General features: G+C 33.6%; 19 protein-coding genes. 12 read left to right on the top strand and 7 right to left on the bottom strand.

Translation table 11 applies throughout. The features are described 5' to 3' along the window. Positions 1-89 precede the first annotated feature (89 nt). Both QW128_06225 and QW128_06220 read right to left on the bottom strand, forming a co-directional pair. Entirely contained in the window at positions 90-623 is a 534-nt protein-coding gene (locus QW128_06225) for a signal peptidase I (GenBank protein MEM3833173.1), read from the bottom strand. Then, positions 611-1138 carry a winged helix-turn-helix domain-containing protein gene (locus tag QW128_06220; GenBank protein MEM3833172.1) on the bottom strand — a complete coding sequence of 176 codons (528 nt, stop codon included), beginning with the start codon at positions 1136-1138 and terminating at the stop codon, positions 611-613. Before QW128_06220 ends, QW128_06225 begins: the two co-directional genes overlap by 13 nt. 191 nt (positions 1139-1329) lie before the next feature. On the opposite strand from QW128_06220, the gene QW128_06215 reads away from it, so the two are divergent. From QW128_06215 to QW128_06195, 5 genes are all read left to right on the top strand, one after another. After that, positions 1330-1932 carry a hypothetical protein gene (locus QW128_06215; GenBank protein MEM3833171.1) on the top strand — a complete coding sequence of 201 codons (603 nt, stop codon included), beginning with the start codon at positions 1330-1332 and terminating at the stop codon, positions 1930-1932. Further along, positions 1922-3271, top strand: a complete 1350-nt coding sequence (locus tag QW128_06210) for a hypothetical protein (protein MEM3833170.1) — start codon at positions 1922-1924, stop codon at positions 3269-3271. Before QW128_06215 ends, QW128_06210 begins: the two co-directional genes overlap by 11 nt. Next, positions 3268-3606 carry a hypothetical protein gene (locus QW128_06205; protein ID MEM3833169.1) on the top strand — a complete coding sequence of 113 codons (339 nt, stop codon included), beginning with the start codon at positions 3268-3270 and terminating at the stop codon, positions 3604-3606. The genes QW128_06210 and QW128_06205 overlap by 4 nt, the downstream gene beginning before the upstream one ends. Continuing rightward, positions 3599-4582 carry a DNA repair and recombination protein RadA gene (gene radA, locus QW128_06200; protein MEM3833168.1) on the top strand — a complete coding sequence of 328 codons (984 nt, stop codon included), beginning with the start codon at positions 3599-3601 and terminating at the stop codon, positions 4580-4582. Before QW128_06205 ends, radA begins: the two co-directional genes overlap by 8 nt. Positions 4583-4780: 198 nt before the next feature. Beyond that, positions 4781-5182, top strand: a complete 402-nt coding sequence (locus tag QW128_06195) for a hypothetical protein (GenBank protein ID MEM3833167.1) — start codon at positions 4781-4783, stop codon at positions 5180-5182. Between the two features lie 4 nt (positions 5183-5186). Here the strand turns inward: QW128_06195 and QW128_06190 are convergent, their stop codons facing one another. Beyond that, the gene (locus QW128_06190) at positions 5187-5549 is read right to left on the bottom strand and encodes a hypothetical protein (GenBank protein MEM3833166.1); all 363 of its coding nucleotides are present in this window, start codon (positions 5547-5549) and stop codon (positions 5187-5189) included. 98 nt (positions 5550-5647) lie between these two features. Here QW128_06190 and prs point away from each other — a divergent pair, with 98 nt between their 5' ends. The 3 genes from prs to trxB are packed head-to-tail and all read left to right on the top strand — an operon-like array spanning position 5648 to position 8487. Continuing rightward, positions 5648-6544, top strand: coding sequence for a ribose-phosphate diphosphokinase (gene prs, locus QW128_06185; protein MEM3833165.1), 897 nt, complete (start codon positions 5648-5650; stop codon positions 6542-6544). Between the two features lie 12 nt (positions 6545-6556). After that, positions 6557-7495, top strand: a complete 939-nt coding sequence (locus tag QW128_06180) for a hypothetical protein (protein MEM3833164.1) — start codon at positions 6557-6559, stop codon at positions 7493-7495. A gap of 5 nt (positions 7496-7500) precedes the next feature. Further along, positions 7501-8487 (top strand): thioredoxin-disulfide reductase, encoded by a 987-nt coding sequence (gene trxB, locus QW128_06175; GenBank protein MEM3833163.1) that lies wholly within the window; start codon positions 7501-7503, stop codon positions 8485-8487. Positions 8488-8524: 37 nt separating this feature from the next. On the opposite strand, the gene QW128_06170 is transcribed toward trxB, so the two are convergent. From QW128_06170 to QW128_06155, 4 genes are all read right to left on the bottom strand, one after another. Beyond that, complete coding sequence (locus QW128_06170) at positions 8525-9895, bottom strand: glycosyltransferase (GenBank protein ID MEM3833162.1); 1371 nt, start codon at positions 9893-9895, stop codon at positions 8525-8527. Positions 9896-10174: 279 nt separating this feature from the next. After that, positions 10175-10489 (bottom strand): Rpp14/Pop5 family protein, encoded by a 315-nt coding sequence (locus QW128_06165; protein MEM3833161.1) that lies wholly within the window; start codon positions 10487-10489, stop codon positions 10175-10177. Further along, complete coding sequence (locus QW128_06160; protein ID MEM3833160.1) at positions 10486-11124, bottom strand: RNase P subunit p30 family protein; 639 nt, start codon at positions 11122-11124, stop codon at positions 10486-10488. The genes QW128_06165 and QW128_06160 overlap by 4 nt, the downstream gene beginning before the upstream one ends. Before the next feature lie 5 nt (positions 11125-11129). Further along, positions 11130-11591: an RNA-binding domain-containing protein gene (locus QW128_06155; GenBank protein ID MEM3833159.1), complete on the bottom strand. Its 462-nt coding sequence runs from the start codon at positions 11589-11591 to the stop codon at positions 11130-11132. 279 nt (positions 11592-11870) lie between these two features. Between QW128_06155 and psmA the strand changes: the two genes are divergently transcribed. The 4 genes from psmA to rrp41 are packed head-to-tail and all read left to right on the top strand — an operon-like array spanning position 11871 to position 14733. Beyond that, on the top strand, positions 11871-12602 hold the full coding sequence (psmA, locus tag QW128_06150) for an archaeal proteasome endopeptidase complex subunit alpha (GenBank protein MEM3833158.1): 732 nt from the start codon (positions 11871-11873) through the stop codon (positions 12600-12602). A 16-nt stretch (positions 12603-12618) separates the two neighbouring features. Further along, positions 12619-13317: a ribosome assembly factor SBDS gene (locus QW128_06145; GenBank protein MEM3833157.1), complete on the top strand. Its 699-nt coding sequence runs from the start codon at positions 12619-12621 to the stop codon at positions 13315-13317. Between the two features lie 2 nt (positions 13318-13319). Continuing rightward, positions 13320-14009, top strand: a complete 690-nt coding sequence (rrp4, locus tag QW128_06140) for an exosome complex RNA-binding protein Rrp4 (protein MEM3833156.1) — start codon at positions 13320-13322, stop codon at positions 14007-14009. After that, positions 14002-14733 carry an exosome complex exonuclease Rrp41 gene (rrp41, locus tag QW128_06135; protein ID MEM3833155.1) on the top strand — a complete coding sequence of 244 codons (732 nt, stop codon included), beginning with the start codon at positions 14002-14004 and terminating at the stop codon, positions 14731-14733. Before rrp4 ends, rrp41 begins: the two co-directional genes overlap by 8 nt. The last annotated feature ends 1 nt before the right edge of the window (position 14734 follow it).

Here is a 14734-nt window from a genome sequence, read left to right as displayed (position 1 = left end):
TCTTAAGTATCTTAATCCCTATTGAAATGAAAAACTTAATACTCCAAATCTTATCTTAGAAAGTTATATTATAAAACTATATTTGGTTATTAGTCTTTGCGATTTTCTGGCCAAAATATTATCGCTAATACGATAGCTAATAATATGAGTGGTAAAAACCATGAGATTTTATTTGAAATTATGGAAGGCCATCCTAAATAAGGTATTCTAAGTATCACCTTACCTAATACTTGATTTCCATTAACTATCCATGGGTCTGCTATAGGATTATTATCACCTTTTGTTTTGATTAATATTGTGTTACCGGTGTTGTCTATTTCTATAATTCTATGGACAATTATAATATTAGGATTTAATGGACTTTTAAAAAGTATTATATCTCCTACTTTTAAATTAGATGTGTTAACACCAACTGATATTATGAGATCACCCTTTTCTAATGTTGGGCTCATACTTCCGCTTTCAACAACTGCTATAGGCACGCTTGTATGCAGTATAAATCCTAGTATTTCTTTAAAACTGAAAGCTATTATTAATACAATCACAAGAATGATGAGATTTTTTATTATGGTATTTTTGTTTATTTGTAGATATGATCGATTTTCGCTCCTCACGCAGTCCATCTCCTCATTATTATATACGTTATCACTGACAACAGGATAAAAAATAACATACCTAAAAGTTTAACCCCCTCATATCCTTGTGGTACAAGACCAAAAATACTACCGTATCCTATGAGTATTCCTATTAAAAGAAATATTAAGCTTGGTATTATTGGCATAACGATACTGATCATACGCGATTGTTTTTTAATTATTGGTAAAGATTGTTCCTTAAAGCTCTTATTCATACTCGATGCTGTGGGTTGTGTTCTGGCTAATTCTTCAGCTAGCTCAATTAGCATTGCGGCTTTTTGAGTAGCCCTATACACGTATGTGTCGCTAATTTTTAAGGTTCTTTCTACAAGACCTGTATCTAAAAGTAGCTTAAGATGTTTATCAATTGTTCTCTTATCCTTATTAAGTCTATTAGCAATATCGGCCACTGTTAGTCCTTCGACTGATGTTAATAATAGTTTTATAATTTTGTATCTACTCTCTTCACCTAATACTTCTAATAATTTTTGAGCATCAGACACAATAAACACTATAGATTAACAATTATTTATTATTTAGCATACGAAATGTCAGGAAGATTAATCCACTTGCTGGGAGATGATCTTTATGAGATTCTCATCTGAATGAGATTTAAAGAGCTATTCATGAGACTCCTTACTGGTTGGCGGATATTTTTCAAGTAGTTTTTTTATTTAGTAGATTGCGAGAAATCATGAGACTTACAAAATTACTAATGTTAGGAGTGGGATCGATCGCTCTGTTAATAATATTTCCTCAAATATTTTTAATACTATCAACGTTCGCAATGATTTACTTGCTTCTAAAGAAATACAATAAAAACCAAAAGAAGAGAAAGGTTGAAATTAAAGATATTATCAAGCATACTTTTGGACGAAAACCTAGAAAACTTGTTTTCCTAGGTGATGTAGATGGTATAGAAGTGTTTAAAATCAGTGACGCATCACTGTTTATTCTTCATAAGGGAATATCAGTAAAATGTATAATGGGTGTTAAAATTAATAGTAAATTACTTGGCGAGAAAAAAGTAAATGATGTATTAAATTGGATAATCGAGAAATCATTTAATGGTTATCCTATTAGTGTGATGATAACTCGCAATATGGAAATAAAGATTGTTGCAGAGTCTAGCAAGAATGTATTAAGAATTACTCAAGAGACAGTAAATGATTTGATAATTGAGACTTCGAGCATTCTTAAAAATACATTAGAACTAATCTTACCAATCAGTGAAACAAATACTGTAAAAATCCTTGACTCGCCGCTTATAAGTCTGGGTGATCATGATGAACTATAAAATTAATGTCAAATTTCATAATTTTGCTGATTACGACATAAAAGGTGCATTCGGAATCTTTGGTCTTCATAGTTACAGAGTAGCCATGAAAATATTACATGATATGCATGAGCGAGATGATTTATTGTACATTGTGATTGATCGATATGGTAACTATAAAAACCTAGTAAAATCTGATGGTGCAGTATTTCTTAGAGTCAGTAGTAATTTTTCACTGAATATCTTACATTGTGAGAGAATAGATTATGAAGAATACGTCGTTATGCTTGCAGAAATAATTCAACGCGCGTTAGGTCTTGATAATGAACAGACTGGAATTCTAATAGAAATTTTGCTTAAACTCTCTTCTAATAAACACAATCAATCACTATCTCTCTTAATAAATGAGCTAAAAACAAGGCAATCATTGGCAGGATCTTATGAATTATCTAAGATAGCGTCTCTTATTAGACTTCTATATCCGTTATACCTTGGTAATGGTTTATTAGCTTTTAATAATGAATGTAAATACTCATTTAACAACATAGAATACTCTTCAAAACCAGTGATCTTTGATCTTTCACAATTAAGTAGTACAGAAGCTAAAAATTTAGCATCTTTCATTATAATACTCAAATTAGATATTCTCGACATAAATGATCACATATTTTTTATGGATTCAGCAAACCAATTATTCGTTCATGAAAACTCACAGAAACTTCGCACAAACAATTTTCAACCTATTTTTGATATACTGGACAAGCTCTCAAGAAAGAACATAATAATAGGTCTATCATCACCATCAATGACAGATATTAATCCATCTCTAATCACACGTTTATCAACATTACTTATAGCTAAGCAAACATTACTACAAACACGTAATAACATTTATAAAGAACACTTTCCTGCAAAGAAAAATGATTGGGTCCTAATATCCGATGATTTATCTGAGCCAATAATTATAACCATAGATTTAGATCCATGGATATTAACTGAGATAGATGATGAGGAACTTTCAGAACTAATGAAGATGCTCGGTTATGAATTTATAGCACAAACAAATGTTAATAAGATTTTTCTCCCCACAATCCTAGAAACGTTATTTAAAGACAAAAGCGCTATGATATCAGACTTATTAGATCATGCATCACTTATGCTACTCACAAGATCCGAAGCAATCAACATATTGAAAAAATACAACATGAGTGCCGAAGAATGTGAAGAACTGATCGATAATGCAATAATGCACAATCTTCTTAAAGAATTATTAATTTCCGGCAGAAAACTATTGCATATTACTAACCAGGGTTCTGTTATTCTAAACGAATATAAACTCAAAAGGGATGAAGTTAATTGAACCATATCGAATGGTTAGGATCAAATAGGATACGTTACTACTTGGGAATAAATTCCTATGGTATGCTCTTTGAAGAAATATACATCATCATGAAAAACAATAAACCTATCTTTACAAAAATAATATATGCTCACAACAAGCATAACTCAAAAATAGAACTGTTGCGAACAACATATACATTAGAAGAATTTTCTGAATTAATAGCCAGTATTAATACGATATTTTCTATTTACGAAAAGGAGTATCAATCTAGTAAAGTGAGGATGATTTCCCTAATATCTTCAATAAGAGGACTACTAGAGGCCTTAGAAAACGAGGTGAGTAAAAGTGGATAAGGAACCTGCATTAGATGAAGTTGAAGGCATTGGGCCTATCACATTGAAAAAATTATCAGCAGCAGGTATAACTACTGTGAAAGAACTTGCTTTCATGCCTCCAAGATTAATAGCTGAAATAGCTGAGATACCCGAAAGCAGAGCATTACAAATCTCTTTAAATGCAAGAAAATTAATAGAGAGATTCTTTATAACAGCTAACGAAATAAAAGCTATAGAAAAGAAAAAACCATTACTGACAACTGGTGTCACGAGCCTTGATAATATACTCCTTGGCGGCATTGAGGGAGGAACAATAATCGAACTCGCTGGCGAATATGGTTCTGGAAAAACTCAACTATGTCATCAATTAGCAGTCACAGTCCAATTTCCTATTGGAAAAGGAGGCTTAGACGGATCAGCCCTTTATATAGATACCGAAAATACGTTTAGTTATTTAAGGGTCGAAAATATTGCTAGAAGGTTCAACCTCGACCCTGATAAAGTGTTAGAAAAAATAATTGTTGCTAAAGCATTTAACACCGAACATCAAATCTACATTGTTCAAGAGGCACGATCAAAAGTTAAAGAATATAACATAAAACTTATTATTGTAGATTCAATAATAAATCATTTTAGAAGTGAATATACAGGAAGAGAAACACTGGCATTGAGACAACAAAAACTAAACTCACATATGCATGATCTAATGCGGTTAGCAGAAATCTTTATGATACCAGTCATAATTACTAATCAAATAGTATCTTCACCAGACACGTTCATACAAAGTAAACATCCAGCAGGTGGTAACGTGATAGCTCACATATCATCAATAAGGATTATGCTAGAAAAACAACGTAATAACGTAAGAATCGCACACATAATAGATTCACCAAAACACCCGCTCTCATCAGCCAGCTTTATAATAACTGAACAAGGAGTAGAAGACACAATAAATGTTCAACCCAACAAGAACGAAGACAATCAAAAAAGATAAAATTAACTATCATTTTTTTAACCTCATATTAATAACATGGATAACAAACACCACTTAGGTTTCAGCCTTTAATAAAACAGTGTAAAGTTTTTAAGCTAGTACCTTATATTCCGTGATAGTAGTGTCCATTAAAGAGGCGTTAACCTTGAGATACTATGAAAAGTTTAGCCTTTTGAGAGCAAAGGAGGTTGCCATATTATGAATAGCATTGATGAATTAATTTCAGAAGGAAAAAGTTTCGAAGTATCGTATTTTAACGGTAACCCGATCATACAAAGTTATAAAGGTATATCAAAAACTTCTGTAAATAAAGAAGAGTTGAAAGGATTTAAAAAAAGTAAAAGTAGGATAAATCCTAAAATAATACCAGCTATCAAGGATATTTGTAATACGCTTATAAATAATAAAATTCCTTTTAAAGTAATTCTTATTAAGAAAGATGTAGAAGTTAGGTTTGATCTCGATCATTACGTTCATATTTATGATGATGGTACCATTAGTGTGGTGGGATTTTCATCAAGTAAAGATCATCCGTTATCTCTCATCTATGGTATATTAGATTCAATAGGAAAGATCAGATTCCTGAGATCACTGCGTTAATCGTTCATTCTTCGTATTTTAAGCCTTTTTTCTTAAGTAGTGATGCAGCTCTGGAAATCTCCTTATCCTGCTGTCTGGCAATCTGTTCTATATCCTGAAATCTTGTTACAGGTCGTTGCCCTAATCCGCACAATCCATTCGGTGTGAAAGCCCTTTTCTCACATATTGCATAATTACATTTATATCCGATGCATACATCATTAACCCATGTACAGAAGTAAACAATGTTACCTATAGGCTGTCCATACATTTTCCTTTGAGTCTCAACATACTTAATACCATTAAAAAGTTGTTCAGGTCTCTTTATTATTAAAGCTTTCTTTGCGCATTTAAAATGAGGACATATGGGTATGCACCTATCGAACATAACATTACTATAAATACCCATTGTCTATCAAATAATTTTAGTAGACACAGTTTTATATTATTTTTTATTTCATATAATTTGGTTATGGAGGCTATATTATGACAATCGTCATAGGATTAAGTGGTGGAGAACATCTTTACCAAAAAATTGCTGACCTACTCAATATCAATGGCATTAAGGCAGAAACAAAGTTCTTTCCTGACGGAGAATTATACCTTAGATTACCTGTAAATAATCTCACTGAAGAAGACGTCCTAATTGTTCAATCACTATACAATCAACCGAACAACAAACTTATAGAATACATCTTTGCTGCAAGTACAGCCAAAGACCTTGGAGCCCGCAGAGTTATTGGCATAATTCCATATCTTTCTTATGCGCGGCAAGATCGTCGTTTCAAACCAGGTGAGGCGATAAGCCTTAAAATTGTTGCAAACATGATACATAATTCCGGTACTGATCGGTTGATCGTTGTTGACATGCATTTACACAGGGTCAGAGGCTCTGAGTTAGAGAGTATATTTAAAATACCAGTAAGTAATGTTACTGTAATGCCTCTCTTTGGGGATTTATTTAAAGATGTGGTTAAGAATGGTATTGTGATCGGCCCTGATGATGAAGCCATCGAATTTGCTAAAGCAGCTGCGATTAAATATAATGGTAAATATACTAGTTTTTCAAAAACACGGTTAGGTGATCGTGAAGTAAGTATTATAGCTGATAAAACAATTGAGTTCAGCAACAAAGATGTACTGATTGTAGATGACATAATCAGTACCGGTGGAACAATAATCACCGCAGTAAAATTATTAAGAGAACTTAACGTTAAAAATATTTACGTTGCGGCAACGCACGCATTATTGGTAGAAGGTGCATTAGATAAACTCAAAAGCCTTCAACTAAAAGACCTCGTATCATCAAACACTGTTCCAAGCCCTATTACTAAAGTTGATGCAACCTCAGTAATAGTCGAAGAACTTAAGAAAATAATCTGAGGAGGTAACACGATGAACATCACCAATGAGCAAACCATGGATCTAATTATAGAGTCCTTTAGTTCACTTGTAGGTAAAAACTCAAAAATTGTTATTGCATATGATGGAAGCAATCATGCCTTATTAAAAACGAATTTAATAGTAGCAGCATTAAATTCTTTCGGCATATCCACAATTAATTTAGGATTAGGTTCACTTTCATTAATCTCTTATGTTATTAAAAAACTTAATTTGGATGGGGGAATCATGGTCTCTAATAATATAACAATTATTGATCGCTTTGGAATACCATTATGTGAGAAGGATCTCTCTGAGAGCACACCTGAACTAGTAAGCTGGAACATGATCGGTAAACAGTCATCCTTTGATGCCGATTTCTATTATGTTGAAGATATGCTTGTGAATAGTTCACAATTATTAACATCATCAAATCTCACAGCAAATATTGTGATAGATCTTTATGGTGGTGGTCTCTCTAAAACTGCTCCTGAAATTTTACGTTTAACCGGATCACGACTGACCACGCTTAACGCCATACCTAACAATGTTAGCGACGATAGAACATTAGAAGATGCGACTAATGATATTTTGACTGTCACAAAATCATGGGAAGCTGACATAGGATTATTATTCAGCAGAGACGGAAACAAATTATGGGCAGTAATTAAAGATAGCGTAATCACTGGAAAAGACTTAGTAGAAATGGCATTAGAAGGGCTAAGAAGCACCACAATTTTTTCCTCACAACCTTTAAAATCTCAAAAGCACAAGATCATCATAATTAATACTGATAATTGTTCACTTCAATACCAAGTAATAACATTCCTTAGATGGAAGAAGATCGTAGCGTATATTGAAGATGGCGTTCTATCAAACCCACTAACAGGTTTTCCTGATCCAATTTTCACGTCGATGTGCTTATTAGCTGCAAAACCATGGTTAAAGAGGTGATTTTTGTGAGTGAGAAAGAGAAAGTTAGTTTTGAAGTTATAGCATTTGGAGAGAAGATCGAAGAAAAACCTACAGAACCATTTGATGTTATTATAGTTGGTGGTGGACCAGCCGGTTTAACAGCTGGCATTTATGCGGCTAGGGCTGGTTTAAAAACAACAATATTTGAAGGCAGTGCAGTCGGAGGTATTGTTGCAATCTCACCACCAATAGAAGATTATCCAGGGTTCAAATATATTGAAGGACCAGAGCTTGCTAAACTCTTTTGGGAACACGCAGAAGAATATGTAAAAGTACGTGTTCCAGAATTAGTAAAGGAGATAAAAAAGGATGATAAATTTTTCAGGATAATCACTAATAAGGGCGAATATCTGTCAAAAGCTGTCATACTTACTACAGGTTCTAAAAGAAGAAAACTAAACGTACCTGGTGAAAATAAATTCATAGGAAAGGGTGTATCTTATTGTGCAGTTTGCGATGCACAATTCTTCATAGGCAAAAACGTTATAGTCGTAGGCGGTGGTGATGGAGCTGTCGATGATGCATTATATCTTCATAAAGTAGGTGTGAATGTAACATTAGTACACAGACGTGACCAGCTCAGAGCTAGTAAAATATATCAGGACAAACTATTCAAATCAGGAATAAAAGTTATTTGGAATACTGTAGTGAAGGAGATCAAGGGTTCTAGAGTTGTAGAGAGTGTTGTTCTAGAGAACGTTAAAGATGGGACAATCACCGTTATGCCAGTAAATGGTGTATTTGTATCAATCGGTCAAGAACCGGATAACTACCTTGCACGGCAGCTAGGTTGCGAAGTAACACCAGAAGGTTTCATAGTGGTAGATAGATTTCAACGCACCACAGTTCCTTTTGTCTATGCAGCAGGAGATATAACAGGAGGTTTTCAACAAATTGTTGTTGCAGCTGGAGAGGGTGCCAAAGCTGCTTTAACTGCATACAATGACTTACTCAAGAGTGGTCTAATATAAGCCACCTTAACATTTTAAGCTAAATAGTCTAAAAAATTTAATATGATAATACCCATTGAAGTATTGGTCTTACATAGATTGGCGCTTTTGGCTCTCTTTCTTTTGGCTCTTCTTCTCCTGCAAGATCTCCTTCAGTGATCTCACCTGTTTTCGGTGTTCGTAACCATAATCCGCTGTTTAATAGTAAGCCTCGCAATGTTCCATATGCCATAAAAGGTGTTAATGCTGCCATTACAACGATTAAATCTAAAATCCATGGAATTTTCGATAATTCATGCTCTTTATATAATCCTACGATAGTTCCTATTATTAATGATAATGGATAGATGTTTGGAGCTACATAAAGAAAATAATACCCTAGAGGCCCAAGATTAAGAAGAATACTTATATTCATGAAAGTTTTCCCAAAACTAATTAAATACGAGAGAATACCTAATACACCTTGTAGACCGTAAAATCCGCTTATTATAAAGTCGATTTTTGATATTATGTTAATGTTTTTATTTTTAAGTACTGATATTAATCGTTTTTTTGTATCACGTGTTATGCCCTCAGCCCACCTAATTTGTTGACGAATTAAACTCTTGAAACTGTTAGGGCACTCTGCAGGAACTTGTATACTCTCATCAAAAACTATTTTATGGCCCGTCATTCTGATAACACTTGCAATGTCCCAATCTTCTGTTAATGATTTATCGTTAAAACCTCCAACTCTTTCTAATATTTCACGACGGATCATAAGAACACTACCCATTAAAGGCGCGAAACCTCCAATTCTCTTTCTTCCAGGTATTTCTATCATGCAATAGTACGTGAACATCATTCTAACACTTCTTGTGATGAAATTCTTATCCTCATTAAGAATATGCTTTGTATAACCTTGGACAGCTGCTACACTTTCATCGTTAAAATGTTCTAGCATTCTTTTAATTATATCGGATGGAGGCACATAATCAGCATCAAATATCAAGACATATTGTGACAAAGGATGAATATATTTAAGGGCATTATTAATCGCCCCTGCTTTAAAACCTTTGCGTGAATTACGGTGAACAATCTTTACTTTGGTATGTTTTTTCCATTGCTTTATTTTCTTTATAATCTCTTCATCTGTAGAGTCATCAGCTATCACTACCTCATAATTAGGATAATCTATGGACGTGCAAGCATTCAACAATCTATCGATAACGTTAGATTCATTGTATATAGGAAGAATAATAGAAACATACGGCAGATATCTATCATCATTATGCGCTGATCTATTTTTTGATGAAGATCGTAAAGAAGCAATAATATTTATGAATACTCTAACAGAAAGTAATGTAAATAATGTAAATATAATTATCCATAGCCAAGTTAAAAATGTGAATCCCTTATATGCTATATACGCATCAACCAATAGAGACATCGTAGTTAATAATAATTCAGATTAGAAGAATATAAACCTTAACACTAATCGCATGTAAGGCCAATACCATAAGTTATACTATAAAATTATATTATATAGGGTCAGTTCGTCGCGAGGCAATCATCTTTATTCTTTAGCCTGGGACGGCCACATCATCCCTGAGTTATTAACTCATCCCCTAATTTAAGCTTTTAGTTCATTATTTAAATTAACAGAAATAATAACAAATTTAAGATAATTTTCATCATAAAGGACAAATTCCAGATAAAATAAATGCGTTTACTTCAGTTTTAACGATTTATGAAATGTTTTAATTGTTCCTGAAACTTTTATCACATGTGCTTGAATTTTATTTTCTGGATAAGAGAATAATGAGATAGCCAATCTAACATGATTTACATGCTTATGGTCTACTCTTATTATTGCAATGTTCAATTTTTCATAATATTCTATTATTTTTAACCAAATAGTTCCCAATCCTATTTCACCATACAGATGTTTTAATGTGTCTATGAGTATTGTTTCGAAAGCATCCTTGTTTATGTTCTCATGGATATGGATTGCAATGTACCTTACTCTAAATCTTTTTTTCATAAAAATCTCCTCAAAAGTAAATACGGATTTTTAGAAACTGTGTCCAGTGATCTATCTTGATCTATACCAATTACTGATAGTATAGCGGCCATATCTTTTGGACTACGCATCTCAGACGGATTTCTAGCTCCTGAACTCACAATAACTGGAATTTTTGGCACTACATTTATTAAATTTTTTGTCATTAATCCGATCATATTATGCAATTTTTGCGCATGAATGATATCGGCAAATCGTATTTCCAAGGATCTTTCCTTCATTTTCATAGCGTTGATTTGCCTTTCATTTACTATTGATATTTTATCAAGCGGTATTAAAATCGCATCAACATTTCTTATTTTAGTAGCTATCCTAGCAGTCTCCTGAGAAGAACACTCAGCTACTATTAAATCAGCCCATTTTATTTTACGTGAAATACTTTTAAATTCATTAGATGTGTGCGCAGTTACCGTATGTCGCACGTATAATTTTACTCTTTTATTATTAAGGCTTTTGATTAATTCAGCTTCTGTACTTGAAAGCGCCTCAACTACAAGTACTCTATATTTCAAATGCAATGCCATGTCAATGAATGCTAGCAGAGAATCTTTAGAATAATCAGTTGGTCTTATATTAAAGTCTACGAAAATTCTCATGAATTTCACCTAATTAGCTCCAATTCTTTATAAACATTTCTAGCATCTGATAATTTTTTTAACCCAGCAACACCAATTTTTACTCGAATTATATCATCTCCTTCATCATCTAACACTAAAATTGACTTGTAAGCTTTTTGTTTATTAAAACGCATATGAATATGGTATTCTTGATCTAAAAATAATTGTAGTTGAGAACTTATGAGAGCTTTATCAAGGTCACTTATTTTAGACACTAACCATTTAATTAAATCCGCCACTTGGCTTTGACCTTTTAACTCAATCCAAAGATGTATAATATCATTACCCCAATGGCCACTTAGTTTCTCACGTTGAACCTCAACAATCTGCCAATATTTTTCAGGAATCAAACTCATTAACGCTCTCTTAACCTTATTCTCATCTTCAGTTGCATGTGCGAACGTACTAATTTCTGCATAAAGTAATCTTATATTGGTAGATCGCATCCTTATAACCTCTTCTCCGTCCCTTTATGGAACTTTCCGAACTCATGCGTCTCTTTAGACACTGCTATTATGAGTACAGGACACTAGTTTAAAAATTTTACTCCTCATTAAAAAGTGAAATTTGATGTTCATATCATGTTAGAGAAATTCTTTTAGTTAGCATAAGTTCTCTTTGAAAAATCATCATAGATATTAGCAAGTTTCATGCTATATTTTTTGCAAAAAAGCAAAATATAATTAGGTGTCGCATATATTTTGTGTTAGGTAGGTGGTGGAGAAGTGTTTTCGCCTCCGAGTATGGGATATGATAGGGCGATCACAATATTTTCGCCCGATGGTAGATTATATCAGGTTGAGTATGCAATAGAAGCTGTAAGAAGAGGTTACACAACATTAGGAATCAGATGCGTAGATGGTATCTTATTAATGGCTGAGAGAAGAAAAATTGCTTTACTAATAGATGAGAGTACGATAGAAAAAATTTGGAAAATTGATGATAATATTGGAATTGCTTATGCAGGATTAGCGCCCGATGCAAGAGTTTTAATGGAGGAGGCAAGAACTGCAGCTCAAATTCATAGAATACTTTATGATGAACCAATACCAATAGAAGAATTAACCATGAGAATTAGTAACATCAAACAGTTCTACACACTTCACGCAGGTGCTAGACCATTCGGTGTTGCATTTTTAATAGGCAGTGTGGATGAAAAAAGACCTGTATTAATGTCAACTGATCCTGGAGGTGCTTATGCAGGTTACTACGCGCATGCACTCGGCGCAGGTAGCCAAACAGTTCTAGAAGTATTAGAGAAAGAATGGTATTCACAAATAACTTTACAAGAAGGATTAAAACTGGGACTTAAGGCAATGTCTAAAGTTATAGAAGGTGAACTTACTCCTCAAAAACTAGAGATAGCTGCTATAGACGTTGAAACAGGTTTATTCCATAAATTTACATACGATGAAGTATCTAAAATAATCGAAGAATTTAAAGGCATAAAATCCTAAAATCAAGTGATCATTGATGTCCAAGCATGAGCCATCGATTGCCAGACTATATATAAAAGGTGAAAGGTTTGAAATTTTAGTAAATCCAGACTTAGCAATAGATTATAGATCAGGTAAACCTATCAGTCTCGATAATGTTCTCATAACCGAGACAATCTATAAAGACGCAAAAAAAGGTGAGAGAGCATCGTCCTCTACACTACAAAAAATTTTCGGCACCACAGATTCTAGGGTTATTGCTGATATCATATTAAAAAGAGGAGAAGTACCTCTTACAGCAGAACAGAAAAATAAACTAATAGAAGAGAAACGGAAACAAATTATTAGCTTTATTTCAAGAAATTGCATAGACCCCCGCACAAACGCGCCCATTCCACCAACTAGAGTCGAAATAGCATTAAACGAAGTTAGGTTTCACATAGATCCTTTTAAAGACCCAGAACAACAAGCTATGGATGTATTAAAGGCTTTAAAGAGCATCATTCCTATAAAAATAGCTAAAGCATTATTAGGTATTAAAATACCAGCAATACATGCTAGTAAAGCATACAATCAACTTTCCAAACTTGGAACAGTAATAAAGTCATCATGGCAAAACGATGGTTCATGGATTGGAGAGATAGAAATTCCTGCGGGAATGCAGGACTCTTTTATCGCTAAATTCAATGAGTTAACAAAAGGTTCAGGAGAAATTAAGATTTTAAGAGTTGAATAGAAATGACAGTTCAAGTCAAAAGACCCATAGTTGTGCCTGGCATGATGATAGCCGAAGGAAAATATAATCCAGGAGAGTATGTAATAAATGAGGATAATAAGTTCCACTCAACGATCATTGGCCTTCTTGAAATAACAGAAAAAAACATTGATGTAATACCTTTAAAAAGCATATACATTCCCAAAGTCGGTGATAAAGTAATTGGTATAATTACAAACTATCATCTACTTTCATGGAGTGTAGACATCAACTCCCCCTACGAAGCAATATTAATGGCGGCTGGGGCTCTTGCAAAACCCCTTGAAAAACCAGGTCCTGATCTAGGAAAATTTCTTAATATAGGAGACGCCATAGTAGCTGTTGTTCAGAAATTTGATCGTTTATCAAGCCCACAACTTACATTAAAAGAACCTGAATGTGGAAAAGTTGTGAGAGGTACCATAGTTGAACTCACACCCTCTAAAGTTCCTCGTCTTATAGGTAAGAAAGGTTCTCTTATTAATCTTATTAAAAAAGAGTTAGATGTGAAAATTGTTGTAGGTCAAAATGGAAGGATTTTAATTATTGGTGATGATTTTAAACGTGAAAAAATGGCCACAGAAATTGTGCACAGAGTTGAGAACGAAGCTCATGTTCCTGGTCTCACGGATCGCATTACTAAAATGATTGAGGAGTGGAAAAAACATGCTTGATAAGGAATTTATAAGACACGATGGAAGAAGATTTGATGAACTAAGACCAATAAAGTTTGAAGTAGGAATACTAAAGAACGCAAACGGTTCAGCCTATATAGAACAAGGTCTAACAAAAATCGTCGTTGCAGTATATGGTCCAAGAGAAACATACCCTAAGGTCACAGCATCCCCTAATGAAGCAATATTACGTGCCAGATATCATATGGCACCCTTCTCTGTTACTGAAGAGAGAAAAAGTCCCTCACCATCCAGAAGAGAAATTGAAATTTCAAAAGTTATTAGAGATGCGTTAAGTGCCGCAGTGATCCTTGAAAAATTCCCAAGAACTACGATTGATGTATACATAGAAGTATTGAATGCTTATGGTAGCACTAGAGTAGCTAGTATTAATGCAGCCGCATTAGCTTTAGCAGACGCCGGTATTCCCATGAGAGACCTAGTTACAGCAGTCTCAGTAGGAAAAGTAAACGGTAAAATAGTATTAGACATTGATGACACTGAAGATAAAAACGGTGAAGCTGATATACCAATAGCTATGATGCCAAGATTAAAGAAGATCACACTATTACAAATGGACGGATTAATGACACAAGAAGAATTTATGGAAGCTCTCTTTTTAGCTGAAAAAGGTATTATACAAATATATGAATTACAGAAGAACGCCTTAAAGAAAGAATTAGAAGAAATTCTTAAAAAATATGAAGGTGCTGAAGGTGAGTAAA

It is taken from the genome of Thermoprotei archaeon, assembly GCA_038881895.1.
Classification (GTDB): domain Archaea; phylum Thermoproteota; class Thermoprotei; order Gearchaeales; family WAQG01; genus JAVZOV01.
Note: the sequence above shows the minus strand (reverse complement) of the source record. Positions and strands in the feature narration are given on the sequence as shown.

Excerpts from the sequence above, each read along its gene's own strand:
- QW128_06210 (MEM3833170.1), top strand. The coding sequence starts at position 1,922 with ATGAACTATAAAATTAATGTCAAATTTCATAATTTTGCTGATTACGAC.
- QW128_06145 (MEM3833157.1), top strand. The coding sequence starts at position 12,619 with ATGTCCAAGCATGAGCCATCGATTGCCAGACTATATATAAAAGGTGAA.
- QW128_06155 (MEM3833159.1), bottom strand. The coding sequence starts at position 11,591 with ATGCGATCTACCAATATAAGATTACTTTATGCAGAAATTAGTACGTTC.
- QW128_06215 (MEM3833171.1), top strand. The coding sequence starts at position 1,330 with ATGAGACTTACAAAATTACTAATGTTAGGAGTGGGATCGATCGCTCTG.
- rrp41 (MEM3833155.1), top strand. The coding sequence starts at position 14,002 with ATGCTTGATAAGGAATTTATAAGACACGATGGAAGAAGATTTGATGAA.
- QW128_06195 (MEM3833167.1), top strand. The coding sequence starts at position 4,781 with ATGAATAGCATTGATGAATTAATTTCAGAAGGAAAAAGTTTCGAAGTA.
- QW128_06190 (MEM3833166.1), bottom strand. The coding sequence starts at position 5,549 with ATGTTCGATAGGTGCATACCCATATGTCCTCATTTTAAATGCGCAAAG.
- rrp4 (MEM3833156.1), top strand. The coding sequence starts at position 13,320 with ATGACAGTTCAAGTCAAAAGACCCATAGTTGTGCCTGGCATGATGATA.
- QW128_06225 (MEM3833173.1), bottom strand. The coding sequence starts at position 623 with ATGGACTGCGTGAGGAGCGAAAATCGATCATATCTACAAATAAACAAA.
- prs (MEM3833165.1), top strand. The coding sequence starts at position 5,648 with ATGACAATCGTCATAGGATTAAGTGGTGGAGAACATCTTTACCAAAAA.
- QW128_06160 (MEM3833160.1), bottom strand. The coding sequence starts at position 11,124 with ATGAGAATTTTCGTAGACTTTAATATAAGACCAACTGATTATTCTAAA.
- QW128_06165 (MEM3833161.1), bottom strand. The coding sequence starts at position 10,489 with ATGAAAAAAAGATTTAGAGTAAGGTACATTGCAATCCATATCCATGAG.
- QW128_06170 (MEM3833162.1), bottom strand. The coding sequence starts at position 9,895 with ATGTCTCTATTGGTTGATGCGTATATAGCATATAAGGGATTCACATTT.
- QW128_06180 (MEM3833164.1), top strand. The coding sequence starts at position 6,557 with ATGAACATCACCAATGAGCAAACCATGGATCTAATTATAGAGTCCTTT.